The organism is Sulfitobacter sp. W002, from assembly GCF_025142135.1.
Classification (GTDB): Bacteria; Pseudomonadota; Alphaproteobacteria; order Rhodobacterales; family Rhodobacteraceae; genus Sulfitobacter; species Sulfitobacter profundi.
The window spans coordinates 1,812,416-1,838,224 of the sequence record NZ_CP081126.1 but is presented as its reverse complement, the minus strand read 5'-3'; the positions used below and the strand labels follow the sequence as shown (position 1 = coordinate 1,838,224).

Sequence of the window (25,809 nt, the reverse complement as noted above, 5' to 3'; positions counted from 1 at the left end):
GCCCATGAGCACGATCATCGACATCCACGCCCGCGAAATCCTCGACAGCCGGGGCAACCCGACGGTCGAAGTCGACGTTATCCTCGAAGACGGCACCTTGGGCCGCGCCGCGGTTCCCTCCGGTGCCTCCACCGGCGCCTATGAAGCGAACGAGCGTCGCGACGGCGACGAATCCCGCTACCTCGGCAAAGGCGTTTTGGAAGCCTGCGCCGCCGTCAACGGCGAGATCGCAGAGGCGCTGGTCGGGATCGACGCGACCGAGCAGGTTGAGATCGACGAGATGATGATCGAACTCGACGGCACCGAGAACAAATCCCGCCTTGGTGCAAATGCGATTCTGGGCGTGTCGATGGCTGCCGCCAAGGCCGCCGCAGACTACTGCGCGCAGCCGCTCTACCGCTACATCGGCGGCACCACCGCCCGCGTTCTCCCCGTGCCGATGATGAACATCATCAACGGTGGCGAACATGCCGACAACCCGATCGACATTCAGGAATTCATGATCATGCCGGTCGCCGCGGAGAACATCCGCGAAGCCGTGCGCATGGGCGCCGAAGTCTTTCACACGCTGAAAAAAGAACTCTCCGCCGCGGGTCTATCGACCGGGATTGGCGACGAGGGCGGTTTTGCCCCGAACATCAGCTCGTCGCGCGATGCGCTTGATTTCATTCTGAAGTCGATCGAAAAAGCAGGCTACAAGCCCGGCGAAGACATGTATCTCGCCCTCGATTGCGCCGCGACGGAATACTACAAAGACGGTAAATATGTCCTCTCCGGCGAAGGCAAAACCCTGTCGAGCGAAGAGAACGCCGACTACCTCGCGGCCCTCGTGAACGACTATCCGATCATCTCCATCGAAGACGGCATGGCCGAGGATGACTGGGACGGCTGGAAGGCACTGACAGATGTCTTGGGCGGCAAGGTGCAATTGGTGGGCGATGATCTCTTCGTGACCAATCCCGCGCGTCTGTCCGACGGCATCAAACGCGGCTGCGCCAACTCCATGCTGGTGAAGGTCAACCAGATCGGTACCCTGACCGAGACGCTCAAGGCTGTCGATATCGCGCATCGCGCGGGGTACACCAACGTGATGTCCCACCGCTCGGGCGAGACTGAGGACGCCACCATTGCAGACCTCGCCGTGGCGACCAACTGCGGTCAGATTAAGACCGGCTCGCTGGCGCGCTCTGACAGGCTGGCGAAGTACAACCAGTTGATCCGTATCGAGGAAATGCTGGGCGAGACCGCACAATACGCGGGCCGCTCGATCCTGCGCGGCTGATGTCTGGCATAGACATTCGCCCTGTCACCACCGCTGCGGACCTCGCGGCGGTGGTCGACCTTTGCTGGGCCTACCGCGACTTTCTTTACACCTTCGCCCCGACCGAGCGGCGGATTGTTGAGACCTTCTATCCGCACGATAAATACAGCGCTCTCATGGACCGCTTGGCCGAGGAACACGCCCGCCCGCGCGGCATCATCCTGCTGGCGGAACGTGACGGCATCCCTCTGGGCTGCGGCATGTCCCATGCGCTGAGCGATACCGAGAGTGAGATCAAGCGCGTCTTTGTAACGGATGCCGCCCGTGGCACCGGCGCGGGCCGTGCAATCTGCCAAAGGCTGATTGATCAGGCGCGGGAAGATGGGTTTGAGAAGGTCTATCTCGACACTTCCATCGCCTTTGCCCCTGCCCGCGCGCTCTATGCCTCGCTTGGGTTTGTTGAGCGGGGTCCCTATCAGCCGATGCCCGATTTCGCCCGTAAGGCGATCTGCTTTTATGAACTGCCTCTGACCGACATCCCGGCAAGCGCCGGACCTACCTGAACGCGGCTATGCTCGGCTGACGGTGCCGCCACCCACTGCGGCACGCACGCCAGTGGTGCCGGGGCATGAGGTCGGCAGGCCGCGCGCCACGCGCACGGCGAGATAGGCGAATGCCTGTGCCTCCAGCATATCGCCATCCAGCCCGATGTCCTCCACCGGAGCGACAGGGCAATCAAGGCTGACGTCCAGCATCCGCATCAGCACCGGGTTATGTCGCCCGCCCCCCGTGACATAGACCCGCTCAGGCGGGGCCGGGCAATGCTGCATCGCTTCGGCCACGCCAGCGGCGCACATGGCGGTCAGGGTGGCACAGGCGTCAGCATCGGACAGTTCGCCCACCAGCGCCACCATTTCCGCGAAATCATTCCGGTCGAGCGATTTGGGCGGCATGCGTGCGAAGTATGGCTCGGCGAGGAAGAGCTCCAGCGCACCATGCTCCACCCTGCCCCGCGCGGCCAGCTTGCCACCTTCGTCGAAGTCTTGGCCAAGGCGGGCCTGCATCAAATCGTTGATCGGCGCATTTGCCGGGCCGGTATCGAAAGCCAGCAGCGCGCCTTCTTCCTCTGGGCGCGCAACGCGCGGATCGACCCAAGTGAGGTTGCCCACGCCGCCGAGGTTCAAAAAGGCCACCGGGCCTTCCCGCCCGGCAAATCGCGCGCAGGCATGGTGAAAGAACGGTGCCAAAGGCGCGCCCTCTCCGCCCAGTTCGACATCGGCGCTGCGAAAATCCCAGACGACGGGCAAGTTGATGGCGCGCGCCAATAGCGCCCCGTCACCGACCTGCAGCGTGCCCTGCATCCGCGGCGCATGGACAAGGGTCTGGCCGTGGAAACCGACAAGCTCGACCCCGGGTTCATCTTTCAACAGGTCATCCAACAGCGCCAGATGCGCGGACTCGACAGCTTGGGCTGCCGCCTCAACCTCACCCCCGTGCCATTTCCCGAATCCGGCGGCGATCACCCGACGTTCCTCAGTCGAATAGCTGCGATAGGCGCTGCGCCCAAAACTGGTAATGTCCTGCCCATCGGTGCGCAAAATCGCGGCGTCCACCCCATCCAGAGAGGTGCCCGACATCATTCCCAGAGCCGTCACCACACCGGTTCCGACATGTTGCCTGTGCATGGCCCTATTCATGGCCTTTTCCTTTGCCGCTCGTACGCATATAGATTGCCCCGCAATACAGTTTTGAGGCAAGTCACCATGACATACCATCCCAAATCGGAGTTCATCCACACGATGATGCAGCGCGGCTTTCTGGCCGATTGCACCGATTATCAGGGGTTGGACGACGCCCTTATGAATGGCGCAGCCCCCGCCTATGTAGGCTATGATGCGACTGCCAAATCGCTGCACGTGGGCCATCTGGTCAATATCATGATGCTGCGCTGGTTGCAGAAATGCGGCGGCAAGCCGATCACCCTGATGGGCGGCGGCACGACCAAGGTGGGCGATCCATCCTTCCGGTCGGATGAACGCCCCCTGCTGACGCCCGAGGCGATTGACGACAATATCGAAGGCATTCGTCAGGTCTTTGCCCGCTACCTCGATTATGGCGATGGGCCGAGCGATGCTTTGATGCTCAACAACGCCGAGTGGCTGGATGAGTTGAACTACCTCGATTTCCTGCGCGACATCGGGCGGCATTTCTCAATCAACCGGATGCTCAGCTTTGAAAGCGTGAAATCGCGGTTGGACCGCGAGCAATCGCTGTCATTCCTTGAGTTCAACTACATGATTCTCCAAGCCTATGACTTTATGGAGCTTCACCGTCGCTACGGTTGTATCCTGCAGATGGGCGGCAGCGACCAATGGGGCAACATCGTCAACGGGATCGACCTGACGCGCCGCGTGATCGACGGCGAAGTTTACGGCCTGACCTCACCGCTGCTGACCACCAGCGACGGCAAGAAGATGGGCAAATCTGCCGGCGGCGCGGTCTGGCTGAACGGCGATATGCTTTCGCCTTACGAGTTCTGGCAGTTCTGGCGCAATTGCACCGATGCCGATGTGGGCCGTTTCCTCAAACTCTACACCGAGTTGCCGGTCGATGAATGCGACCGTCTGGGTGCGCTCGCCGGGTCCGAGATCAATGAGGCGAAGGTGCGTTTGGCCAATGAGGTCACCGGCCTGCTGCACGGCGAAGAAGCGGCGCGCAACGCCGAAGCCACGGCGCGTGAAGTTTTTGAAAAAGGCGGCGTGGGTGATGACCTGCCCACCCTGACCCTCTCGGCGGCGGATGTGGGCGATGGCGTTTCTATCGTGCAACTGCTGGTGAAATCTGGCCTCGCGGGCTCCGGTAAAGAGGCCAAGCGCCTGATTGCTGAGAATGGCGCGCGGATCGATGACCAGCCGCTGACCGATGCGGGCTTGATGCTGGATGCGGGCGCGCTGTCCTCTCCGATCAAGCTGAGCGCGGGTAAGAAACGCCACGCGCTGGTGCAGGTCGGCTGATTGCCGCAGGGAAGGCCACGGCCTTCCCCGCTTTCCGCCGCAACGGCATCGCTTGCATGGGGCGAGACTTCGTGTTGAACTGAACAAGCGTTCATATCGGGGGGGAGCCATCGTGAAACTAGACAGTACAGCCGCCATCATCACCGGGGGCGCATCGGGGCTTGGCGAAGCCACGGCGCGCTATTTTGCGTCACAGGGGGCACAGGTCACCCTGCTGGATCGTGACGCCGCACGGGGCGAATCTGTGGCCAAGGAAATCGGCGGGCATTTCGTCATGACCGATGTGACGGATGAGGCTTCGGTCCAAAAAGCGGTGGACCATGCTCAGGAAAAGATGGGCTGGATCACGGCGGCGGTGAACTGCGCAGGCATTGCGCTTGGGATCAAGACCACAGGCCGCGACGGGCCGCACCCCTTGGACGCCTTTCAGCGCACGGTCGACATCAACCTTGTCGGCAGTTTCAACGTGGCACGGCTTGCAGCGGTGGCCATGGCCAAGAACACTCCCGAAGTCGATGGCGCGCGGGGGGTGATCATCAACACCGCCTCAATCGCCGCTTTCGACGGTCAAAAGGGCCAAGCCGCCTATGCCGCGTCCAAGGGCGGGATCGTAGGCATGACCCTGCCCATGGCGCGGGATCTGGCCAAAGACGGCATCCGCGTGATGACCATCGCGCCCGGTATCTTCAAAACGCCGATGCTGGCGGGTCTGCCGGAAGAAGTGCAAGCGGATCTGGCCAAGGATGTCCCCAACCCGCAGCGCCTCGGTGATCCGTCGGAATACGGGCGGTTGGCCGGGTTCATCGTTGAAATGGGCTATCTCAACGGCGAGGTTATCCGCCTTGATGGGGCGCTGCGGATGCGCTGATGCCGCTGCAAAACCGCGTCCAGCCTGATGGAGAGATCATCGCCCACCCCGCGCGGGGTGGGTTCATGGGCAATCGCGGTATCCTGCACGATGCAAACGGTCTACACCCCAAACGCCGTTGGGCGCATCAGAATTGGGTGTGCTGTGTGCTCAGCTTCAAGGGCCGTCGACGGCAATTGATGGCCCCGCGGCACTATACCGAGCTTTTCTTTCTGGATGAGGCTGTGGCCTTTGCCGCTGGTCACCGGCCCTGCGCTGAATGCCGCGCCGCGGATTACCGGCAGTTTCGGGCGTGCTGCGATGTGTCGAGGCCTGCTGCGGCCCTTGACCGTCAGTTGCACGCCGAACGCGCCGTGCCGCGCGTCTTTCGACAGCGCCGCCATCCGGATGTGGTGGTGCACGACCTGCCAGACGGGGCCTTTGTCTTAGATCATGAAGGCCAGAGTGGGGTGTTGTTCGGCGATGCCTTCCACCCCTATCAGCCGTCAGGCTACGGCCCGGCGCAACCACGCCCTCGGGGCCGTGTCACCCTGCTCACTCCGCCCAGCAGCGTCGCCGCCTTCCGCAATGGATACCGGCCGCAGATCGCCCTGAAAGACGCGGGGGGTTAACCCTGCGCCTTTTCCTCCAGCGCCATCCACTCTTCCTCGGCGTCGGACAGCTTTTCGTGCCGCTGCACCAGCGCATCGGTGGCCTTTTGGAACTTCACCGGCTCACGGGTGAACAACTCAGCGTCGCTGAGCAGTTCTTCGAGTTTGCCGATCTCCGCCTCAAGACGCTCAATCTCACCCGGCAGCGCTTCGAGCCGGTGCTTTTCGGTAAAGCTGAGACCTGAGGCGGATTGTTTCTTCTCTGCTTTCGGCTCGGCCTTGCCGGGCTTGGACTTTACCACGCTGTCGGAAAAATCATCCTGGCCGCGCTGCGCCAGATAGTCGCTCCAGCCGCCGGCATAGACTGTGGCACGCCCGTCGCCTTCCATGGCGATGGTGGTGGCGGCCACGCGGTCAAGGAAGTCACGGTCGTGGCTGACCAGCAGCACGGTGCCGTCGTAGTTGCCCAAGAGTTCTTGCATCAGGTCAAGCGTCTCGACATCCAGATCGTTTGTCGGCTCGTCGAGCACCAAAAGGTTCGAGGACCGCGCCATGATCTTGGCCAGCAGCAGCCGCGCCTTTTCCCCGCCTGAGAGCGAGCGCACAGGCGCGCGGGCCTGCCCCTCGTCAAAGAGGAATTCTTTTAGGTAGCCGACCACATGTTTGGGCTGTCCGCGCACCAGCACCTGATCGGCCTTGCCCGACACGCGCATGTCAGGATCCCCCGTGAGGCTGTCCCAAAGGGTCATGTCCCCGTCAAGCTGCGCACGGGCCTGATCGAAAAGTGCCAGCTCCAGATTAGTGCCGAGCTTAATTTCGCCTGAATCGGGCTGTTCTTTCCCGATCAGCATGTTCAGCAGTGTGGTCTTGCCCACGCCGTTCGGCCCCACCAGCGCGATCCGGTCGCCGCGTTGCACAGTGATCGAGAAATCGCGCAGGATCTGTTTGTCACCGAATTTCTTGGCGATCCCCGCAGCTTCGATCACCTTGCGGCCAGACTTCGGCCCGGCCTCCAAGGCCATGGCCGCCGTGCCTTGCCGTTTGATCTGGGCCGACCGTTCGGCGCGGAGATCCTGAAGCGCCCGCACCCGGCCCTGATTGCGTTTGCGCCGCGCAGAGATGCCTTCGACCGCCCAACGGGCCTCGGCCTTGATCTTGCGGTTCAGCTTGTGGCGCTGCATGTCCTCTTCTTCCCAGACCTGATCGCGCCAAGCCTCGAAGCCCTCAAAACCGATGTCCTGTCGGCGCACGGCACCGCGGTCCACCCAAAGGGTAGCGCGGGTCAATTCGCGCAGGAAAGCGCGGTCGTGGCTGATGATGACAAAGGCCGTGCGGGTGCCCTTTAGCTCGGATTCGAGCCAAGCGATGGCTTCGATGTCGAGGTGGTTGGTCGGCTCGTCCAGCAGCATGAGTTCTGGCTCTTCTGCCATCAGCCGCGCCAGTGCCGCACGGCGACGTTCGCCGCCCGAAGCGGTGGCGACGGGGCGTGCGGGGTCGAACTTCAGCCCCTCGCCCGCGCGTTCGACCTTGTACATCTCGCCCGGATCAAGACCGTGGGCGGCGAACTCGCCAAGCGTTTCGAACCCCGTAAGATCGGGTTCCTGCTCCATATAGCCGACCGACACGCCGGGCCCGGCAATCACCGCACCGCTGTCGGGCTCCACCAGCCCGGCCATGACCTTCATCAGGGTCGATTTGCCCGAGCCGTTGCGGCCAACCAAAGCCAGCCTGTCGCCGGTCTGAATCACCAGTGAGAGGTCTTCGAAAACAGGATCGCCGCCAAAGGTCAGCGAAATGTCGGTGAGTTGTAAAAGGGGTGCGCGTGCCATGCCCGCCAGCTATCTCTCGGCGCGGGTAAGGTCAATGTCCAAAGGCGCGCCCGGGTCAGGCCAATGCGCGCAAGAGCCGCGCGCGGTTGGGTGGGATCGCGGCGATCTCTAGCCCGGTAAAGACGTGCAGCGTGTTCATCTGCCGGTCGATCACGGCGTGATCGCTGACCCATCCCCCCATCGCCAGATAGCTGCGCAGCAGCGGCGGGATCTGCTGGCGCGCGCGCCGGGGATCGGCGGTATGACTGTCGCGGGCGTAGGCGTGGATATCCGCGGCTCTGGCGGCTGGCCGCCAGTGTGCCGGGGCAAGATGCTGCTGTTTCAAGAGGGCAAAGGCATCGCGGTAGGCGGCTGGATCGGTGCCCGCAAAGGAGGAACAGCCGAACAGAAGCGCCGCACCGCTGCGGTCGACCTCTCGCGCCAACTGCCCCCAAGCAAGGCGCTGAATATCGGGGTCGTGCCAATCTGGATGGATGCAAAAGCGCCCAAGTTCCAGCATGGCGCCCTCCATACCGTGCAAGCGGCTCAGGTCATAGAATTGCGCAGCATAGCTTTGGCCAAGGCTCGTGCCCTGAAACCGCGTCAGGCGAAAGCAGCAGATCAGCGTACCGCTGGCGCGGTCCTCGACCAGAAAATGCTGTGCAGCCGCGTCGAAGGGGTCTCTGTCTGGGGTGGTTCCGGTCTGAAAACACTGCGCCCGAAGCGTCTGCGCACGGGTAATGTCAGCAGGCGTGATGGCTTCGCGCGTCAGATATCGGCCCGCGGGCGCATGGGTCATCTGCGAGGTCGCCTTCGCTTGTCCGCTGCCCCGCCGACCGTCCGGCGGGACAGGCCGGGGGAAACTTAGCTGCCGAATGCCGAGGGGCTAAAGCGGCCGAGGTTGCCCAGAAGCTGACGCAGGAAGGTGTTGTCGGCGACTGGCGATGTCGTCACGCGGCGCGACAGCGGCACAACTTGCCCGCGTTCCAGCCCGAAACGTTCGACATTCGACACCACACCGGCCTCATTGAAGCTGACGGTCACCACTTCACGCTCGATCTCTTTGGCGGCCAGAAAGCCCAGAGCCCGTTTGCGCATCTTAACGTAATAGTAACTATCATCGCTCAAAACACCTGAAACGGTGGGCACACCGATCTTTTGGGCGACGCTTGCCTTGGTATCGCTGCCAACAACGACCTGCTCAAGCTGGTCTTGCGGCGGCACATAACCGTGGTTTTCATACTGCGGGCTGCAGGCTGTGAGAAGCAGTGCAAGGCCCATACCTGCGAGCCGGAGACTCGTCTTGCCGGTCTGTTTCGATTTGCGCATTTGCTCTGCCCTCTTGCCCTGACGGATTATGGCTTTTATTTCGCATACACCAAGGCACCCCAAGTGTACAAGAAACGAAAGTCGGATCTCATGTCGCGCAAACCACCTACGCCCACCGCTCTACGGGTCGCTGACCTGTCCCAGACGGAGCCAAACGGCTTTGCGCTGCGCCCTGAGGCAGAGGCGCTGGCGCAGATCGCCGAGGAGTTGACCCTCTCCGCGCTGCGCAAACTCAGCTTTTCAGGGAGCATCAAACCCCTCGGCAAACAGGACTGGCAGCTTGACGGGAAACTGGGCGCGACCGTGGTGCAGCCCTGCGTGGTCACGCTGGAACCCGTCACCACGCGCATCGACGCGCATATCACCCGCCGCTTCGTCCATGATTTCGAACTCCCCGATGAGGAGGAGGTCGAAATGCCCGAGGACGACACCACCGAACCGCTGGGTCAATGGATCGACCCTGCGCAGGTGATGATTGAGGCGCTGGCGTTGGAAGTCCCGGAATACCCCCGCAAGGGCGATGTCGAACTGGGCCAGATGGTCCATGCCGAACCCGGGCAAAAGCCGATGACCGACGAAGACGCGCGGCCCTTCGCGGGCTTGGGTGCCCTGCGCGATGCGCTAAAGAAAGACGAAACCTAAAGAAACAGGCGGAAAACCGCGGGTATTCACGCTTGCATCGCGGCGAATTCGCGTTATTTTGCCGCCCTCACCCGAATTAAGGTTGGACATTGCGCGGCTGCGGCCCTAAAGCGTCGTCACGCCCGAAACGGGGTCCGAATTGAAACACGGTTGCGGCCTGCCACATGCACGTCAGCAACCCCGAAGGCAAAGGCACCAGACATGGCTGTCCAACAGAATAAAGTATCCAAATCCCGCCGCAACAACCGCCGCGCCCACGATTCGCTGTCCGCAGCGAACCCGAACGAATGTTCGAACTGCGGTGAGCTGAAGCGCCCCCACCACATCTGCGCTGCTTGCGGTCACTATGACGACACCGAAGTTGTCGCCCTGACCGAAGAAGTAGACCTGGAAGACGACGCAGCATAAGCTACGCTTGTTTCCAAGGTTTTCTCTAAGGCAGTGAGGCATTCGCACTGATGACGGCCCAGCCCGATCACCCCAACGCGAAAGCCGGACACACCCTGATCTCGGTCGACGCGATGGGGGGTGACGAAGGCCCGGCAGCAGTTGTTGCCGGGTGTGCGCTTTCTGCGACAGCAAATCCCGACATTGGTTTTATCCTGCATGGTCCCCGTGATCAGCTGGAGCCTTTGATCGCCAAACGCGGCGAGTTGTCGGGCCGTTGCGAAATACGTCACGCCACGGATGTCGTCACGATGGACGACAAGCCGAGCCAAGTCGTGCGTACCGGCAAAGACAGCTCCATGTGGTCAGCCATCGAATCCGTGCGCAGCGGAGAGGCGGCCGTGGCTGTCTCTTGCGGCAATACCGGCGCGCTGATGGCGATGTCGATGATACGGCTGCGTAAATTACCGGGCGTAAATCGCCCTGCGATTGCCGTGCTCTACCCGTCTTCCAACCCGCAGGGGTTTAACGTGATGCTTGACGTGGGCGCCGATGTGCGCGCCGACGCCGATGATCTGTTGCGTTTTGCGCTGATGGGCACCTCCTATGCCCGCAACGGCATGGATTTGGAGCGCCCCCGCGTCGGTCTGCTGAACGTCGGCACCGAAGAGCATAAGGGCCGCACCGAACTTAAAGAAGCCTATGATCTGATTCGAGCCCAAGGCGATGCCACGGGGTTTGAATTCGTCGGTTTTGTTGAGGGCGGCGATATCTCGGGCAACCGTGCCGATGTCATCGTGACCGACGGTTTTACCGGCAATGTCGCGATCAAAACCGGCGAAGGCACCGCGAGTATGATCGGCAACCGCCTGCGCGAGGCGTTCAAATATTCGCCCCTGTCCCGGCTGGCCTCGCTGCTGGCCTATACATCCCTGCGCCGACTCAGCAAAAAGATCGACCCGCGCCGTGTAAACGGTGGCGTCTTTCTGGGTCTGAACGGCACAGTGGTGAAATCGCACGGCTCTGCCGATGCGACCGGCATCTCTGCTGCGATCAAACTCGCCGCTCAGTTGTCGCAGAATAAATTCAATGACAAGCTGGCCGCCCGCGTCGCCGCGACGCTGCCAGCCGAGGAGTCCGTCAAATGAGCCTGCGCGCCGTTGTCACTGGTTGTGGCCACTACCTGCCCGCCCGTGTCGTGGAAAATGCCGAATTTGAAGCGACCCTCGACACCAATGACGAATGGATCCGCTCGCGCTCGGGCATCGAACGCCGCCACTTTGCTGCCGAAGGAGAGACGACCTCCACCATGGCCAGCGCCGCAGCGCGCAAGGCGCTGGAAGACGCAGGGCGCGATGTCTCTGACGTTGACGCGATCGTCGTGGCCACCTCCACGCCTGATCTTACCTTCCCCTCCGCCGCGACCATGGTGCAGGCCGAATTGGGCATGACCAGTGGTTTTGCCTTCGACGTGCAGGCGGTCTGCGCTGGCTTCGTCTATGCGCTGGCAAACGCCAATGCGTTGATCGTATCCGGTCAGGCGCGCAATGTGCTGGTGATCGGAGCCGAGACCTTTAGCCGGATCATGGATTGGACTGACCGCTCGACCTGTGTGCTGTTTGGCGATGGCGCGGGCGCGTTGCTGCTTGAGGCGCAAGACGGCAGCGACAGCCCGTCCGACCGGGGCATCCTGGCGACGGATTTGAATTCTGACGGACGCTACCGCGATCTGCTCTACGTCGATGGCGGCGTCTCGACCGGCACCACCGGCTATCTGCGGATGCAGGGCAACCAAGTGTTTCGCCACGCGGTCGAGAAACTTGCCGCCACCGCCAATACCGCGATGGACCGCGCCGGCGTCAGCGCCGAAGATGTCGATTGGATCGTGCCGCATCAGGCCAACATCCGCATCATCCAAGGCACCGCAAAGAAATTAAACCTGCCGATGGAGCGCGTGGTCGTGACCGTCCAGGACCACGGCAACACCTCGGCGGCCTCGATCCCGCTGGCGCTGTCTGTGGGCCGTGAGCGCGGCCAGATCAAACAGGGCGATCTGATCGTCACCGAAGCCATTGGCGGCGGTCTGGCGTGGGGCTCTGTTGTTCTGCGCTGGTAAGTCCCTGAGCTAACGTGGAAAATCTCTGCCGAATCGTGCTCGATCCGGGCATTGATGTTGACTCTAAAATTCTGAGCAGCATATGCTATTGGAAAGCATGGGGGATATAATGCCGAACAAGACATTGACGCGCATGGATTTAAGCGAAGCTGTATTTCGTGAAGTCGGTCTTTCTCGTAATGAGAGTGCTCAACTGGTCGAAGCAGTGCTTGAGCATATGTCCGACGCTCTGGTCGACGGGGAACAGGTCAAGATTTCCTCTTTCGGCACCTTCTCGGTACGCGACAAGACCGCGCGTGTGGGCCGCAATCCGAAAACCGGCGAAGAGGTTCCGATCAATCCGCGCCGGGTGCTGACCTTCCGCCCCTCGCATTTGATGAAAGACCGCGTTGCCGAAGGCAACAAGTCCTGACCCATGGTCAAATCGCCGGACGCTTTTCGCACCATCTCCGAAGTCGCTGACTGGCTCGGTATTCAGGCCCATGTTCTGCGGTTCTGGGAGAGTAAGTTCACCCAAGTGAAACCCATCAAACGGGCTGGCGGGCGGCGCTATTACCGCCCGGCCGACATGCTGTTGCTGGGTGGGATCAAGAAACTTTTGCACGATGACGGGCTGACCATCAAAGGCGTCCAAAAGATCCTCCGCGAGGAAGGGATGACCCATGTGTCCTCCCTCTCCGCCCCGCTTGATGAGCTGGATTTTGCGGAGCCTCGGCCCGCCCCCAAACCTGACATCATTCGCCCGGAAACCGGGGTGGTTCTGAACTTTGGCGGCGCAAAGTCTGACGCTGCGCCCGAGGCCGATGTCTCGGGCGAAGACGCCGAAGAGGCAGAGCCTGCCGCCGAGCTGGATAAGAACGCCCTGCCCGTCGAAGAGCCCGCAAGCGCAGCGATGGCGACGCCTGTCGAAGAGACACCGAAAGCAGCGGAGGCCGCGCCTGTGGCGATGCCGCGCCGCTCGCCCGTGCCGCCCGCCGATGACCACCCACGGGCCACGCCTGATCCGCTGGCCCCGTCTGACAGCGCGACGCCGGATGCGCCGCAATTAGATGAACCCGCCGCTGATGCAGCGGTTGAGCCCGCCCCGGCTATGTCCATCCCATCTAAGCCAGAACCGTCCGAGCCTGAACCGGCATCAAACGCCAGCCTCCCCGATTTTCTCAAACGCCCGCTGGCGTCCGAACCTGAACAGGCAACCGACACGGCGCCCGATCCCACGCCTGAGACCGCAGAAGCCACACGCCAGGAAGACGAGCTCGACGACACGCCCAAACCCGCGATCATCGATCTGCCTGATTTCACCCCCGAAGCCGATTTCCCCGCCAGCCCGGGGCTGCTGAGCGTGGGCGCCCGTGTCCACCGTCTGCCGCGTGACGTGCAACCTCGGGTTGCCGGTCTGCTGCTGGATCTGGCCGAATTGCGCGCGCGGATGGCCGCGGAACCCGGCACCGAAACAAATTACTAATCGCGATGAAAAGTTTGGCAATTCCCTCTTGCGCCCCCTGCGAGATCGGGTATGAAGCCCACGTAGTCGGGCTATGGCGCAGCCTGGTAGCGCGTCCGTCTGGGGGACGGAAGGTCGCAGGTTCGAGTCCTGCTAGCCCGACCAACCGACTACAACAATACGCCCGCGCCGGTAACGCGCGGGCGTTTGTCATTTGAAAGGCCCCGTTTGATGCCCAATGCGATGAACGGGGTGCTCCCCAACCAGCAGATTGCAGCGATGATCGACAGCGGTGCCATTGCCGCCGATCCGGCGGTGACCTCGGCGCAAATCCAGCCCGCCAGCCTTGACCTGCGGCTCGGCAATGTCGCCTATCGCGTGCGCGCGTCTTTCCTTGCGGGGCACGGGGCCAAGGTCGCGGATCGTTTGGAAGAATTCGAGATGCACCGCGTCGACCTCAGCGACGGGGCCGTGCTTGAAAAAGGCTGCGTCTATGTGGTGCCGCTGATGGAGCAGCTGGCCCTGCCCGAAGGCGTCTCTGCCGTGGCGAATGCCAAAAGCTCCACCGGGCGGCTTGATCTTCTGACCCGCACCATCACCGACGGCGGCACCGAATTTGACCGGATCGCGCCGGGCTATACCGGCCCGCTCTATGCCGAGATCTGCCCCCGCTCCTTCTCGGTGCTCGTGCGTCCCGGTATGCGGTTGAATCAAATCCGCTTTGGCAGCGGGGATGCGACGCTCGATGATGACGCCCTGCGCGCGCTGCATGACACCACGCCACTGGTGGATGGCACTGCCGTGATCGACGAAGGGTTGGGCTTTTCCGTCGATCTGCGGCTGCCCGGCACCAGCCTTGTGGGCTACCGCGCGAAGCCGCATACCGGGGTGATCGACCTCGACAAAATCGGCCATTACGACCCCGCCGCCTATTGGGAGGAGGTGCACAGCACCAATGGCCAGATCATCCTTGATCCCGGCGCGTTTTATATCCTTGTCAGCCGCGAAGCGGTGACGATCCCGCCCGCCTATGCCGCTGAAATGGCACCCTATTTGGCAATGGTCGGAGAGTTCCGCGTGCACTATGCAGGCTTCTTCGATCCGGGCTTTGGCCATGCCGAAGCAGGTGGTGCAGGCTCACGCGGGGTACTTGAGGTGCGCTGTCACGAGGCGCCCTTTGTGCTGGAGCATGGGCAGGTTGTGGGGCGCTTGGTCTATGAGCATATGGCGCAGATCCCCAGCCAGCTTTACGGCGCCGACATCGCGTCGAACTACCAAGGTCAGGGTTTGAAGCTGTCGAAGCATTTCCGCTCCGTCTGACCGACCCCTGCCTACCGCGAGCGAAGAAATCGGCGCAGCAAGCGTATCCCCCGCTGCGCATTGCGCGCATTGAAAGCGCTGCTCCCGCGCGTGCGGCCTTTGCCCGCAGGCCGTTTTCCCACGCCAGTACCTCGTGACATTAAGCGGCGCATGACATGGCGCAGAACCATATTGACGATCGGTTTCATCAGCCCTCTCCCTTGGATCAGCCCCCCTGATGTAGTGGCGGCGGGGCGTAAGTCAGCCCCGGCCCCGATCAATCTTCGAACAGCTCGCTCTGGCCTTCGGTGGTTTCCGGCTCGTCCTCGCCATCGCCCACGGTGGGCAGCAGACCGGCGGGCGGGCGGTTTTCCAGCAACCCAGCAGAGCGCAGTTCTTTCAGCCCCGGCAGGTCCCGTGCGCTTTCCAGACCGAAGTGATCCAGAAACTCCTGCGTGACCACAAAGGTCACCGGACGGCCCGGCGTCATCTTACGGCGGCCAAAGCGGATCCACTCCATCTCAAGCAGCTGATCCACCGTGCCGCGTGACACGGCCACGCCGCGAATCTCTTCGATCTCGGCGCGGGTGACTGGCTGGTGATAGGCGATGATCGCCAAGGTTTCGATCGCGGCGCGGCTGAGTTTGCGGGTCTCGACCGTTTCCCGATGCATCAAAAAGCCAAGGTCCGGCGCGGTGCGAAAAGCATAGGCGTCGCCGACTTTCATCACCTGCACGCCGCGCCCCTGATAGCGGTGGCGCAGAAAGGCCATCGCCTCGCCCACGTCAGAGCCGCGCGGCAGCCGCTGTTCCAATTCACGCAGCGTGATTGGTTCGGAACTGGCGAAAAGCACGGCTTCGATCATACGCTCCTGTTCGGCCAGCGAGGGCGCGTCGAACAGTTTCTTTTCTTTCGTTTCAATCTCTTCCGACACGCATCAATCCTTCTTGCGCAGTTGGATGGGGGCGAAAATCTCTTTCTGACGGATCTCCATATGCCCCTCTTTGACCAATTGCAGAGAGGCCGCAAAGGTCGCTGCGGTCGCTGAGCGGCGGCGCTCAGGATCGCTTTCCCAGCCCTCGGGCAGGTAGCTGTTCAGATCACCCCAATCGCCCGCATAGCCGATCAACCCGCGCATCCGTTCAAGCGCCTCTTCCATGGTAAAGACCTTGTCGCGGTCCATCACAAAGGGGCGGAAATCCTCCCGCGTGCGGGTGCGCGCATAGCCCTGCATCAGGTCCAGCAACGTCGCGGTATAGGTGACCTTTTTGACGATCGTGATCTCTTGGGTCTGGCCGCGGGCAAAGAAATCCCGGCCCAGTTGATCCCGCGCCATCAGGCGTGCGGCAGCGTCCCGCATCGCTTGCAGGCGTTCCAGTTGGAAAGCCAGATGCGCGGCCATTTCTTCGCCCGAGGGGCCTTCTTCGGTGGGGTCCGGCGGCAGCAAAAGGCGTGATTTCAAGAAAGCCAGCCATGCGGCCATAACAAGGTAATCCGCCGCCAGTTCCAACCGCAGCTCTTTGGCACGCTCGACAAAGGCCAGGTACTGCCTTGCCAGTTGCAACACTGAAACCTTGCGCAGATCGACCTTTTGCGTCCGGCTCAGCGACAGCAGCAGGTCAAGCGGCCCTTCATAGCCTTCGACATCAATGATGAACGCCTCGGCAGCCAGCCGGTCGGCCACGGAGCCGCCGGCCCCGTCCCTGTCTTCCTCGAATGTCGTGTCAGCCATGCAATTCCCCGCCCAGAAGCGTCTCAAGCTGGGCGCTGAGGGCGTCGATGTCAACGTCATCGGGGGTTTGCCGCGCATCCAACGCACGCAGCGCGCGGGTCTGGGCAGCTGTAGTCATCTCGCCTGCGGCCTCGGCCACGGCGCGGCGTTCTTCCAGCGGTCCATTGCAAAAAAGCGCGACATCACAGCCCGCCGCAATGGCCGCACGGGTGCTTTCGGCCGGGGTCATCTGCAGGGCTTTCATCGAAATATCGTCGGTCATCACAAGGTTGTCAAAGCCGATATCATCGCGGATGATCCGCATCACCTCGGGCGACAGGGTCGCGGGGGTGTCGTCCAGCGCGTCATAGACCAGATGTGCCGTCATGCCCATCGGCAGGTCGCGCAGGCTGCGGAACGGCGCGAAATCCACGGCCTCCAGATCAATGCGGCGGGCATCCACGCGGGGCAGATTGTGATGGCTGTCGAGCGTCGCGCGGCCATGGCCGGGCATATGTTTCATCACCGGCAGCACGCCCCCGGCCAGCAGCGCATCGGCAACGGCGCGGCCAATCTGGGCCACCTGCCCCGGCGTTTCGCCATAGCACCGGTTGCGCAAAAACGGATGGGTGTTGGGCCCCGCCACATCGATCAGTGGCGCGCAGTTGCTGTCGATCCCGACGCTGTGCAGCTCATGGGCGATGATCCGGTACATCAAGTAAAAGGCCTTCGTCGCCCGTTCCCCGGCGCGCGCGGCCAGTTCCATCGGCGGCATCCAATCGCGCCACAGCGGGGCGCGCATGCGTTGCACGCGGCCGCCCTCTTGGTCGATGGTGATCACCGCCTCATGGCCTGCTGCCTCGCGCATCTCATCACATAGCGCGCGGACCTGATCCGGGCTGACGATGTTGCGGGCGAAAAGGATGAAGCCGAAGGGCCGCACGTCACGAAAGAACGCTTTTTCCTCGACGCTGAGTTGATGGCCCATCGCGTCGAGGATCGTGGCCCCGAAGGGGCGCATCAGCGCATCACCACCGGGATGCAATCCGCGTTTTCGGCCACAAGTGCCGAACAGAAGCGCCGCGCATCGGCGATGTCGTCAAAGCCCATGGCACGCAGGCGATAGAACACCCGCCCGCCGCTGGTGGCCTTTTGTACAACGCGGTTCTTGCCTTCGAGATAGGCACCGAAACGGCCCTGCAAACGGTCCCATTGTTCGCGGGCAACCTCGGGGCTGTCAAAGGCACCAAGCTGGGCCATCCGGGTGCCAGCGGGAAGGGCCGCGGGATCAACCTCTTGGGCGGCGGCTGCGACCGGATTGCTCTGGACTGCGGCGGGTGTCACCACGGCACCGCCTGCCGGGCGGCGGCGCGGACGCAGGGAGTTGCGCACGCCGGGCGCGTTCAATACGGCCTTGACGACTTTCGGCTGCACGGAGGTATCGGCCAGCGCCATCGCCACGGCGGCATCGACCGGATCACCAGAGGCGCCCGCCCCGGAGAGCGGTGCGACACCATTGGTCAGCTGCGCCACGAGGTCTTGAACATTGCCAGAACGGATCGCGGCGGAGGCATCGATCAGGTCGCCGTCATTCTCATGGGCGACTGCGGGGGTCGCATTGCCCTGTGTCTTTGCGGCAACCATCGCCACTTGAACGGGCTGGTCTTCGTCTTGCAATTCCATCTGACGCGGCGCGAGGCGCAGTTGATCTGCGGGGCGACCGGCGCTGCCTTCGGCGGCAACGACATTGACCGATAGGCCCTGATGGCGGGCCAATTCGCCGCCCGGCTCATCGGGGCGCACGCGGATCTCGCCTTCGATGGCGCGGACCACCGGAATGCCGGTCACATCACGCACCAGCAGCTTGTAGCCCCAAACACCAATCCCCGCGACAAGTGCCAAGGAAACCACAGCGCCTGCGATATTGGTGAGCGTTGTCAGGGTCTTGGGCCCGCTGCCCACTGCGTAGCCATGCGCGGAATCGGGCGCATAGCCCGCCGTCGTCGGGGAAGACGTGAAATCTGCCATCTCTGCCTCTTTGCCCGGCGTGATACATCGCCACGCGGGTCTGGTCATGGGGTTGCCTGTTTTCGGCGCGCTGGTGCGGTTATCGCATCTCCTGCGCCGGTGTGACCCCAAGAATACCAAGACCCGCCGCAATTACAATCGCAACGGCACGCGACAGGGCGATTTTTGCCTGCGATGTGGCAGCGTCCCCTTCTTGCAACGCACGCAGCCCGTCTTCGGAACGGCCCAAGTGGTAGAGGCTGTGGAAATCGGACGCGAGTTCATAGAGGTAGAAGGCCACCCGGTGTGGCTCGTTGCTGCGCGCGGCGGTTTCGACCAGACGCGGCCATTCGGCCAGTTTGCGCAGCAGGCCAAGCTCGGCATCATGGTCAAGCTTGGTCAGATCCGCATCCATCAGCGTGGCATCGGCAACCTCGACTCCGGCCTCTTGGGCTTTGCGCAGGATCGAAGCCACCCGCGCATGGGCGTATTGCACATAGAACACTGGGTTTTCGCGGCTTTGTTCCAGCACCTTGTCGAAATCAAAGTCGAGCATCGCGTCGTTCTTGCGCGTCAGCATGACAAAGCGCGTGACATCGGGGCCCACCTGATCAACCACATCGCGCAGGGTCACAAAGGTCCCTGCCCGTTTGGACATCTTGAACGGCTCGCCGTTTTTAAAGAGTTTCACCAATTGCGTCAGCTTGATGTCGAGCGGCACATGACCATCGCTCAATGCCGAAACAGCCGCCTTCATCCGTTTGACATAGCCGCCATGATCCGCGCCAAAGACGTCGATCAGCATGTCGAAATCGCGGCTGACCTTGTCGTAGTGATAGGCGATGTCGGGGGCGAAATAGGTCCAGGACCCGTCTGATTTCTTGACCGGGCGGTCCACGTCATCGCCGTGTTCGGTGGATTTGAACAGCGTCTGTTCGCGCGGTTCCCAATCTTCGGGCTTCTTGCCTTTTGGCGGCTCCAGCACGCCTTCGTAGATCAGCCCTTTGGCTTCGAGAGAAGCAATCGCCGCTTCGATCTGGCCAGTGCCGTAGAGGGATTTCTCGCTGTAGAAGACATCCATCTCAACGCCGAGGGCTGCCAGATCCTCACGGATCAGGTTCATCATCGCATCGGTCGCAAAGTCGCGGATATGATCGAGCCATTCGCTCTCAGGTTGGTCGACCAGCTTGTCGCCATACATTTTGGCCAACGCCTCGCCCAGCGGGATCAGGTAGTCGCCGGGGTATGTGCCATCGGGAAAGGCCACCTCTTTGCCATTGGCTTCGAGGTAGCGCAGGTAGACCGAGCGCGCCAGCACATCGACCTGCGCGCCGCCGTCGTTAATGTAATATTCGCGCGTCACATCGTAGCCTGCGAAATCCAGCAAGCTGGCCAGCGCATCGCCAAAGACCGCGCCACGGGTGTGGCCCACATGCAGCGGCCCGGTGGGGTTGGCCGAGACATATTCGACGTTCACCCGCTGACCCGCGCCAAGGATCGCGCGGCCAAAGTCGGTGCCTTGGTTCAAGACTTGCCGGGCCACGTTCTGCCAGACCGAAGGCGAAAGCCGCAGGTTGATAAAGCCCGGGCCGGCCACTTCGGCAGAGGTGATGCGCGCATCGTTTTGCAACTGGGCGGCCAATGCTTCGGCGATATCGCGCGGCTTCATGCCCGCGGGCTTGGCCAGCACCATCGCGGCGTTGGTCGCCATATCGCCATGCGCGGGGTCGCGCGGCGGCTCGGCGGTGATCGGGTCAAAGTTCAGGGTCGCAGGCAGGGCATCCTGCGCGACCATCTGTTCCAGCGTCGCAATGATAAGATGGCGAATTTCGGCAAATAGGTTCATGTCGGGTATCCTTGTTCCCCGCCCGTTTATCATGTGCGGGGGTGCAGTCAATCAAGCGGCAGGCCGCGATGGCCGATGTGAGGGCCCATGTGAGGGATGGCGTTTGAAGCGGCGGTATCAGCCGAGGTCCAAACGCCCACTTCGGAGCCGTCGGCCAGCCTCGGACCCCAGGAACAGCGCGCTGTCTGCCGCGAGGTCGGCTTGCCCCTCGGGCACCGTAATCAGGTGGAAATGCAGCCCGCGTGCGCCAAAAACCTTATCGAGCGCGGCATTGGCGGCCTCGAAAGCGCCGATCATCCCATGACCGGCAAGCGCCAGCGGCTGGCTGGGCCGCGGCAGGACGGTCACGACAGACCCCTGCCCGGCCACCAAGCCACGGCCCAAGGCCCGCACCAGGGCAGACAGCCCCCGGATCTGCGCGTCCATCCCCTTGGCGCAATCGTCTGGGTCAAGCGGCATCAGGTTCAACACCAAATGCAGCGGCGTGCCGCCCCAATTGCGGTAAAGAGGCTCGAACCGGCTGACCAGATCCCCGGCAAGCGCCAGCCCTTCGACCCTTGCGGTCGACTGGCTCATCAGCCGTGCCAGCACGGCGGGATCACGGTCCATCGCCACGACTTCGGCCCCCAGACCAGCCGCGCGTTTGGCGACCGTTGGGCCCGGCGCTTGACCCGCCGAAAGGATCGCAAAGGTCGCGTCACCGGCAAGGCTTTCCGGCAGAACGGGGGTTTGTATCATGTCACGTCACCTATGGATCACAAAAGGCAGGCTACCATGCCGCAAAGATTAGCGGAAGCTGCGCAAATCACTGCCAAAGAGACGGGCGTGTTCTTGCAACGCAAATCGGTCAGTCATGCCCGCAATGTAATCCGAGACCATCCGCGCCAGCGTGGTTTCATTCTCTGCCGCCTCGATTGCCGCCGCCCAGTGGCGCGGCAACAGATTGGGTTGGGATAAAAACAGCGGAAAGAGATCTTCGACCACCTTGGTGACCTTCTCACGATTCTCCATCACCGAAGGGGCGCGGTACATCCGGGTGAAAAGGAACTTTCGGATCTCGCGCAGGTCCTGCCAGACAGGGTCCGAAAAGCGGATCACCGGACGGCCCAGATGGCGGATGTCATCGGGCGATGTGGCCCCCGACTCTTTCAGCAGTTTAGACGATGTTTCGATCACATCGCCGACCATCACGCCAAAGACCCGGCGCAGCGCCTCATGGCGGCGGCGGTAGCTGTCGGTGTCGGGGTGGAGCCGGTCCACTTCCGCATAGGCCGCGCCGACCATGGGCAGCTCGGCAATCTCGGCTTCGGTGAACAGCCCTGCCCGCAGACCGTCGTGCAGGTCGTGGTTGTTATAGGCAATGTCATCGGAAAGTGCCGCCACCTGCGCCTCTGCACTCGCATGGGTGTGCAGTTCCAGATCATGGCGCGCGTTATAGTCAGCCAGCGCATGGGGCACGCTGCCCATGACCGGCCCATTGTGCTTGGCAATCCCTTCGAGCGTGTCCCACGTCAGGTTCAGCCCGTCGAATTCGGCATAGTGCCGCTCTAGCGTGGTGACGATCTTGATCGCCTGCGCGTTGTGGTCAAACCCACCGTAGGGCGCCATCAGCTTGTGCAGCGCATCCTCGCCGGTGTGGCCAAAGGGCGTGTGGCCCAGATCATGCGCCAGCGCCACGGCCTCGGTCAGTTCACCATTCAAGCGCAGCGCGCCCGCGATGGTGCGCGCCACCTGCGCCACCTCGATCGAATGGGTCAGACGGGTGCGGAAATAATCGCCCTCATGCTCCACAAAGACCTGAGTCTTGTGTTTGAGCCGCCGAAAGGCGGAGGCGTGGATGATCCGGTCCCGGTCCCGCTGATAGCAGGAGCGAAACGTGCTTTCCTCCTCCGGCACCAACCGTCCCTTGGCGGTGTCCGGATCCGAGGCGAATTCTGCGCGCATTGCGGCTGGTCCTCTCTCGCGGTCCTTGTGACCTGTCCTTGTGGTTTCTATATGTTAGGGGAACGCGAATGAAAACCGATGCATCGGAGCCCGCAGATGAACCTGCCCCCTAAAGTCACCCCCCGCGCCTTTGAACGCCTTGCCGAGATCGGCGCCGCCGACGAAGGCAAGGCCCTGCGCGTCGCTGTCGAAGGCGGCGGCTGCTCAGGGTTCCAGTATGACATTGCGCTGGACGAGCCTGCCGAGGATGACCTCGTTCTGGAAGGCAGCGGTCAGAAGGTGGTGGTCGATAGCGTGTCCCTGCCGTTTCTGGCCGATGCGGTGATCGACTTCACCGAAGAACTGATCGGCGCGCGGTTCACGATTGAGAACCCCAATGCCACGGCGGCCTGCGGCTGCGGCACGTCCTTTTCGATGTGAGCACATCCGGGCGCGTTCAGGCGCGCGCCCGTGCGAACCCCTCGAAAAACTGTTCGAAATGCGGGCCAGAGCGTTCGGCTGCGAGCAAGATCGCATGGCTGTCAGGTCCGAGATAAGACAGAACATGGGGGCGCATATACCCCCAATCCGCGCGCCGCTGCGCCCCCATATCATTCAAGCAAGCCGCCAGCGGGCGCAGCGCACCATGCCCGCTGCGGGCGGCGTGAAAGCGCAGCGCGCCTTGCGGAATGGTTTGGGCCTGTGACGGACGGTCTGCGATTTTCACGGCCCAGCCGGTGACGAGAAATTCATGATAATCGTCCTGCATGGGGGCATCCGGCTCGGCTTGAATGCGCAGGGCGCGGTGGTAGGCCGCGATGGCATCTTCCCACAGTGGGCTTGGGTAATTGCCGCTGAAACGCAGCGCGGCGCAGACCTCGGCCAGCAGATCCATGTCCTGATCCAGAAAGGCCAGCAACCCAGTAAAATGCAGGCTCTTTAGTGTCTCGTCTGGCAGTTCGGGAATCTGGCCGCCATAATCCGACAGGTAGAAAATGATATGTGTCAGCTCATAAGCCGCCTTTCGATTGGGCATGGCAAAGGTGACACTGCGCGAGACGAAGTCGCGCAGACGCTGGCCAAGCGCCCCGTCACCGACCTGCGGCCCGACACCCCGACGGCGCAGCAGACGGCGGGCCTCGGCGCGTTGCAGGTCCGACAGTTCCGCGCCTTCCAGATCCGCCCGCGCAACCCTGCCGCAGAGCGCCGCACCCTGTTGCTTTGGCAGGCCGATGGCCTCGAGGTCGAGGCAGATCGACAGGATAAAACGGTAGTATTGCGGGAAATCGCGCAGCAGATCCCGGCACCCTGCGTGGAATGCGCCGAGCGGCTCAAGCGCCTCGGCGTCCAGCGCAGCCCCCGTGCTTGCCAGCACTCCAAGCAGTTCGGCGTTTTCCTTGAGCCAAAAAACATCCCCCTGAGCGCGACGCTCTGTCGCAAAGCTGCGGATCAAGCGGGCGGTTTGAGTGTCCGGGTCACAGCAGTCGGCAGATCTCAGCAGAACAACATTGGTCATCATAGCGCCTCCAGATGGGAAACAGCGGGCGACGGGGCCGCCCGCTTGAACCAGTTTCAGGCATCGAAGCGCAGCACCTGCGCCTCTGTCGACGCGAGGCCGGTTGTGAAAAGACCGACCCCCGCCCCCTGCGCGATGCTGCCGCTGTCGTGGTGCAGACCGGTGGTGAACATCTCGGTCCCCTCACCCATCAGCATGTCACCGCCTCCGCGGTTAAGACCGGTGGTGAAAAGGCCAACCCCTGCGCCGAGCATCATCGGCTTGTCCTGTGTTTCAGGCGCTGTTACGGGGGCGAAGTTACCTGCGGGAATAGCGGTCATCGTGGTGTCCTTTCAAAGGGCTTTGCAATTTAAAGATGTAGTACAATTACTGATGCACTTTAAACGGGTCTCGCCAAGGATTTTTCGCCTAAGTTATTGTACTGGCTAAGTTATCCACATTAGGTTCGCGCCACAGTTTCGACCAATTGTTCGACTTTCCCTCTTCTGCGAGGTGCGAACTAAAAGCTTTCCACAAAGCTGTTGCAGAACAATGCAGTGGGAAAGACGTGCGTGGTTCTAGTCATACTAGAAGACCCCTAGAGAGAATCACCCTAAGCGCGCAACCCTCCCTCTTGCTCCGCCACCGCATTTGCGCGATAGCAGACCCACGTCGAAAGAGGGCCGGATATGAAAATCGCGAGTTTTAACATCAACGGTATCAAAGCCCGCGCCGCGGCCCTGCCCGAGTGGCTCGACGAGGCGCAGCCGGACGTGGTTGTGCTGCAAGAGATCAAGTCGGTCGACGAGGCCTTCCCCCGCGATATGCTCGAAGAGCGCGGTTATAACGTCGAGACCCACGGGCAGAAATCTTTCAACGGTGTGGCGATCCTGTCGAAACTCCCGCTGGAGGATGTGACCCGCGGCCTGCCCGGCGATGACGAAGACGATCAGGCGCGCTGGATTGAGGCCACGGTCGTGGGTGACGATATGGCGCTGCGGGTCTGCGGGCTTTACCTGCCCAATGGCAACCCGGTGCCGGGGCCAAAGTATGACTATAAACTCGCTTGGATGGCGCGGCTACAAGCCCGTGCCGAGACGCTACTGGCCGAAGAAACGCCCTTCCTCATGGCGGGCGATTACAACATCATCCCGCAGGCCGAAGATGCGGCCAAACCCGACAGCTGGCGCGAAGACGCCCTCTTTCGCCCCGAATCCCGCGCGGCGTGGCGGCGGCTGGTGAACCTCGGGCTGACAGATGCTTTTCGGGCGCGCACCCAAGGGCCGGGGCATTATTCATTCTGGGATTATCAGGCCGGCGCCTGGAACCGCAACAACGGCATCCGCATTGACCATTTTCTGCTGTCTCCGACCGTGGCGGACCGGCTGCGCGATTGCCAGATTGACCGCGATGTGCGCGGGCGTGACAAACCCTCGGACCATGTGCCGATCTGGGTCGAACTGGATATCTAAGCCTCAGGCCTGAAGCTCGGCATCCCAATAGAGAAAATCCATCCAGCTTTCATGCAGATGGCCGGGCGGGAATTTGCGCCCCATGTTGCGCAGCTCTTCGGCGGCGGGTTGCCGCGGCGGTTTGCGCAGGGCAAGCCCCGTGCGGTGCAGGGGCCGCGAGCCTTTGCGCAGGTTGCAAGGGCTACAGGCGGCGACCACGTTTTGCCAACTGGTCACCCCACCGGCGGCGCGCGGTACCACATGGTCAAAGGTCAGATCGCCCTTCGCGCCGCAGTATTGGCAGCGGAATTCATCCCTCAGAAATAAATTAAAGCGCGTGAAGGCCACGCGCTTTTGAGGTTTGACATAGTCTTTAAGAACGACAACCGAGGGGATCCTGATCACCGTAGAGGGGCTGCGCACCACCTCGTCATATTCGGCGACGATCTCGACCCGGTCGAGCCATTTGGCCTTTACCGCCTCCTGCCATGGCCAAAGCGACAGCGGGTAATAGGATAAAGGTCGGTAGTCCGCGTTGAGCACCAGCGCGGGGTGGTGTTTGAGCGCCGCCGGGTGGCGGGTAAATTCGGTCCTGAAATCGCCGTCCATCTGGTCGCG

28 protein-coding genes and 1 tRNA gene are annotated in these 25,809 nt (G+C 62.2%); 15 read left to right on the top strand and 14 right to left on the bottom strand.

Annotated elements, in window-relative coordinates; translation table 11 throughout:
- The first annotated feature begins 4 nt into the window (after positions 1-4).
- Positions 5-1,282: a phosphopyruvate hydratase gene (gene eno / locus K3758_RS09030; RefSeq protein ID WP_259944113.1), complete on the top strand. Its 1,278-nt coding sequence runs from the start codon at positions 5-7 to the stop codon at positions 1,280-1,282.
- Complete coding sequence (locus K3758_RS09025; RefSeq protein WP_259944111.1) at positions 1,282-1,824, top strand: GNAT family N-acetyltransferase; 543 nt, start codon at positions 1,282-1,284, stop codon at positions 1,822-1,824. Before eno ends, K3758_RS09025 begins: the two co-directional genes overlap by 1 nt.
- 6 nt (positions 1,825-1,830) lie before the next feature.
- Here K3758_RS09025 and K3758_RS09020 read toward each other — a convergent pair whose 3' ends face one another.
- Entirely contained in the window at positions 1,831-2,958 is a 1,128-nt protein-coding gene (locus K3758_RS09020; protein ID WP_259944110.1) for an anhydro-N-acetylmuramic acid kinase, read from the bottom strand.
- 66 nt (positions 2,959-3,024) lie between these two features.
- Here K3758_RS09020 and tyrS point away from each other — a divergent pair, with 66 nt between their 5' ends.
- The 3 genes from tyrS to K3758_RS09005 all read left to right on the top strand — a co-directional run bounded on the left by tyrS (position 3,025) and on the right by K3758_RS09005 (position 5,754).
- On the top strand, positions 3,025-4,275 hold the full coding sequence (gene tyrS, locus K3758_RS09015; RefSeq protein WP_259944108.1) for a tyrosine--tRNA ligase: 1,251 nt from the start codon (positions 3,025-3,027) through the stop codon (positions 4,273-4,275).
- Positions 4,276-4,387: 112 nt separating this feature from the next.
- Positions 4,388-5,143: a 3-hydroxyacyl-CoA dehydrogenase gene (locus K3758_RS09010; protein ID WP_259944106.1), complete on the top strand. Its 756-nt coding sequence runs from the start codon at positions 4,388-4,390 to the stop codon at positions 5,141-5,143.
- Complete coding sequence (locus tag K3758_RS09005) at positions 5,143-5,754, top strand: hypothetical protein (RefSeq protein WP_259944105.1); 612 nt, start codon at positions 5,143-5,145, stop codon at positions 5,752-5,754. The genes K3758_RS09010 and K3758_RS09005 overlap by 1 nt, the downstream gene beginning before the upstream one ends.
- Here the strand turns inward: K3758_RS09005 and K3758_RS09000 are convergent.
- The 3 genes from K3758_RS09000 to K3758_RS08990 all read right to left on the bottom strand — a co-directional run bounded on the left by K3758_RS09000 (position 5,751) and on the right by K3758_RS08990 (position 8,870).
- A complete protein-coding gene (locus K3758_RS09000; protein ID WP_259944103.1) occupies positions 5,751-7,562 on the bottom strand; it encodes an ABC-F family ATP-binding cassette domain-containing protein in 1,812 nt (603 codons plus the stop codon). The two genes, K3758_RS09005 and K3758_RS09000, sit on opposite strands and share 4 nt — an antisense overlap.
- A 55-nt stretch (positions 7,563-7,617) precedes the next feature.
- Positions 7,618-8,340, bottom strand: coding sequence for a GNAT family N-acetyltransferase (locus K3758_RS08995; RefSeq protein WP_259944101.1), 723 nt, complete (start codon positions 8,338-8,340; stop codon positions 7,618-7,620).
- A 65-nt stretch (positions 8,341-8,405) separates the two neighbouring features.
- Positions 8,406-8,870, bottom strand: a complete 465-nt coding sequence (locus tag K3758_RS08990) for an outer membrane protein assembly factor BamE (protein ID WP_259944100.1) — start codon at positions 8,868-8,870, stop codon at positions 8,406-8,408.
- Between the two features lie 90 nt (positions 8,871-8,960).
- Between K3758_RS08990 and K3758_RS08985 the strand changes: the two genes are divergently transcribed.
- From K3758_RS08985 to K3758_RS08950, 8 genes are all read left to right on the top strand, one after another.
- Positions 8,961-9,512: a DUF177 domain-containing protein gene (locus K3758_RS08985; RefSeq protein WP_259950045.1), complete on the top strand. Its 552-nt coding sequence runs from the start codon at positions 8,961-8,963 to the stop codon at positions 9,510-9,512.
- A gap of 201 nt (positions 9,513-9,713) precedes the next feature.
- Positions 9,714-9,920 carry a 50S ribosomal protein L32 gene (gene rpmF / locus K3758_RS08980; RefSeq protein ID WP_067629003.1) on the top strand — a complete coding sequence of 69 codons (207 nt, stop codon included), beginning with the start codon at positions 9,714-9,716 and terminating at the stop codon, positions 9,918-9,920.
- A 50-nt stretch (positions 9,921-9,970) separates the two neighbouring features.
- Entirely contained in the window at positions 9,971-11,047 is a 1,077-nt protein-coding gene (gene plsX / locus K3758_RS08975) for a phosphate acyltransferase PlsX (protein WP_259944096.1), read from the top strand.
- Positions 11,044-12,015, top strand: a complete 972-nt coding sequence (locus K3758_RS08970) for a beta-ketoacyl-ACP synthase III (protein ID WP_067628999.1) — start codon at positions 11,044-11,046, stop codon at positions 12,013-12,015. The genes plsX and K3758_RS08970 overlap by 4 nt, the downstream gene beginning before the upstream one ends.
- A gap of 109 nt (positions 12,016-12,124) precedes the next feature.
- Positions 12,125-12,427 carry an integration host factor subunit alpha gene (gene ihfA / locus K3758_RS08965; RefSeq protein WP_067265868.1) on the top strand — a complete coding sequence of 101 codons (303 nt, stop codon included), beginning with the start codon at positions 12,125-12,127 and terminating at the stop codon, positions 12,425-12,427.
- Positions 12,428-12,430: 3 nt separating this feature from the next.
- Entirely contained in the window at positions 12,431-13,480 is a 1,050-nt protein-coding gene (locus K3758_RS08960; RefSeq protein ID WP_259944094.1) for a MerR family transcriptional regulator, read from the top strand.
- 67 nt (positions 13,481-13,547) lie between these two features.
- A tRNA-Pro gene (locus K3758_RS08955) sits at positions 13,548-13,624 on the top strand.
- A gap of 78 nt (positions 13,625-13,702) precedes the next feature.
- Positions 13,703-14,779: a 2'-deoxycytidine 5'-triphosphate deaminase gene (locus K3758_RS08950; RefSeq protein ID WP_259950043.1), complete on the top strand. Its 1,077-nt coding sequence runs from the start codon at positions 13,703-13,705 to the stop codon at positions 14,777-14,779.
- 256 nt (positions 14,780-15,035) lie between these two features.
- On the opposite strand, the gene scpB is transcribed toward K3758_RS08950, so the two are convergent.
- The 7 genes from scpB to K3758_RS08915 all read right to left on the bottom strand — a co-directional run bounded on the left by scpB (position 15,036) and on the right by K3758_RS08915 (position 22,266).
- Positions 15,036-15,692: an SMC-Scp complex subunit ScpB gene (gene scpB, locus K3758_RS08945; RefSeq protein ID WP_067628995.1), complete on the bottom strand. Its 657-nt coding sequence runs from the start codon at positions 15,690-15,692 to the stop codon at positions 15,036-15,038.
- 3 nt (positions 15,693-15,695) lie between these two features.
- Positions 15,696-16,490 carry a ScpA family protein gene (locus K3758_RS08940; RefSeq protein WP_259944089.1) on the bottom strand — a complete coding sequence of 265 codons (795 nt, stop codon included), beginning with the start codon at positions 16,488-16,490 and terminating at the stop codon, positions 15,696-15,698.
- On the bottom strand, positions 16,483-17,490 hold the full coding sequence (nagZ, locus tag K3758_RS08935) for a beta-N-acetylhexosaminidase (protein ID WP_259944086.1): 1,008 nt from the start codon (positions 17,488-17,490) through the stop codon (positions 16,483-16,485). The genes K3758_RS08940 and nagZ overlap by 8 nt, the downstream gene beginning before the upstream one ends.
- The gene (locus K3758_RS08930) at positions 17,490-18,497 is read right to left on the bottom strand and encodes an SPOR domain-containing protein (protein WP_259944083.1); all 1,008 of its coding nucleotides are present in this window, start codon (positions 18,495-18,497) and stop codon (positions 17,490-17,492) included. The genes nagZ and K3758_RS08930 overlap by 1 nt, the downstream gene beginning before the upstream one ends.
- A 79-nt stretch (positions 18,498-18,576) precedes the next feature.
- Positions 18,577-20,322 carry an arginine--tRNA ligase gene (gene argS / locus K3758_RS08925; protein WP_259944081.1) on the bottom strand — a complete coding sequence of 582 codons (1,746 nt, stop codon included), beginning with the start codon at positions 20,320-20,322 and terminating at the stop codon, positions 18,577-18,579.
- Positions 20,323-20,439: 117 nt separating this feature from the next.
- Positions 20,440-21,060 carry a hypothetical protein gene (locus K3758_RS08920; RefSeq protein WP_259944079.1) on the bottom strand — a complete coding sequence of 207 codons (621 nt, stop codon included), beginning with the start codon at positions 21,058-21,060 and terminating at the stop codon, positions 20,440-20,442.
- A gap of 48 nt (positions 21,061-21,108) precedes the next feature.
- Positions 21,109-22,266 carry a deoxyguanosinetriphosphate triphosphohydrolase gene (locus K3758_RS08915; protein WP_259944077.1) on the bottom strand — a complete coding sequence of 386 codons (1,158 nt, stop codon included), beginning with the start codon at positions 22,264-22,266 and terminating at the stop codon, positions 21,109-21,111.
- A gap of 96 nt (positions 22,267-22,362) precedes the next feature.
- On the opposite strand from K3758_RS08915, the gene K3758_RS08910 reads away from it, so the two are divergent.
- Positions 22,363-22,686: an iron-sulfur cluster assembly accessory protein gene (locus tag K3758_RS08910; RefSeq protein WP_067627534.1), complete on the top strand. Its 324-nt coding sequence runs from the start codon at positions 22,363-22,365 to the stop codon at positions 22,684-22,686.
- A gap of 16 nt (positions 22,687-22,702) precedes the next feature.
- Here the strand turns inward: K3758_RS08910 and K3758_RS08905 are convergent, their stop codons facing one another.
- Positions 22,703-23,764 carry a DUF6902 family protein gene (locus K3758_RS08905; RefSeq protein WP_259944072.1) on the bottom strand — a complete coding sequence of 354 codons (1,062 nt, stop codon included), beginning with the start codon at positions 23,762-23,764 and terminating at the stop codon, positions 22,703-22,705.
- A 53-nt stretch (positions 23,765-23,817) separates the two neighbouring features.
- Positions 23,818-24,081 carry a DUF6749 family protein gene (locus tag K3758_RS08900; protein ID WP_259944069.1) on the bottom strand — a complete coding sequence of 88 codons (264 nt, stop codon included), beginning with the start codon at positions 24,079-24,081 and terminating at the stop codon, positions 23,818-23,820.
- 348 nt (positions 24,082-24,429) lie between these two features.
- Here K3758_RS08900 and xth point away from each other — a divergent pair, with 348 nt between their 5' ends.
- On the top strand, positions 24,430-25,212 hold the full coding sequence (gene xth, locus K3758_RS08895; protein WP_259944066.1) for an exodeoxyribonuclease III: 783 nt from the start codon (positions 24,430-24,432) through the stop codon (positions 25,210-25,212).
- 3 nt (positions 25,213-25,215) lie between these two features.
- On the opposite strand, the gene K3758_RS08890 is transcribed toward xth, so the two are convergent.
- Entirely contained in the window at positions 25,216-25,800 is a 585-nt protein-coding gene (locus K3758_RS08890; protein WP_067621954.1) for an HNH endonuclease, read from the bottom strand.
- Positions 25,801-25,809 lie beyond the last annotated feature (9 nt).